The organism is Pseudomonas tremae (genome assembly GCF_001401155.1).
Lineage (GTDB): Bacteria > Pseudomonadota > Gammaproteobacteria > Pseudomonadales > Pseudomonadaceae > Aquipseudomonas > Aquipseudomonas tremae.
The window spans coordinates 1-544 of the sequence record NZ_LJRO01000293.1; the positions used below are offsets into that span (position 1 = coordinate 1).

Sequence of the window (544 nt, forward strand, 5' to 3'; positions counted from 1 at the left end):
CGCAGGCTGCCCTGTTCATGCATAGGAATTTCAAAATGCCTATGCATCAGGCTGACGCTATGAAGGAGGCGTCGTGCCTTCATAGCGATGCGTAGGAAGACGCTGATGCGTTACTTATGCAGTGATAATCCCTATCAATCCGCATTAACGCAGGTTATTTTACCGCTGAAACTAGGTGCGGACGCACCTTCCCCCTGTCAGGGCTTCACGTACCTCATCTGCGCGATCGCCTGAGCGTTGAGGACCAGTCCCTGCACCGTCAGCCCGCTGATTGCCGCCGTGTATACCATCCGCGCGCCACACAGCACACAGCGGAACGGATCGATGTTTAGAAAGGCTTTGGCCATCGGCGCAAAATACAGCTTTGGTACCGGTCCTGGCGTCGCCATCTTCAGTGCTTCATAGACCTTTGGCAGGTACTGCCCGCAGACCCGATTGGCCAGAAAACCAAAATACCGGATCATCCGGAAATGCTTCTCCGGGATGTGCTGCACCACCCGGCGCAGCATGTCGGTCTGGCTCAGCGTTTCCTGCTGATAGGTCT

General features: G+C 55.5%; 1 protein-coding gene. It reads right to left on the bottom strand.

The genetic code is table 11. From position 1 onward, the window contains the following. Positions 1-197 precede the first annotated feature (197 nt). Positions 198-544 (bottom strand): transposase (locus tag ALO43_RS16825; RefSeq protein ID WP_174518511.1); only part of this gene is annotated, 347 nt, incomplete at its 5' end.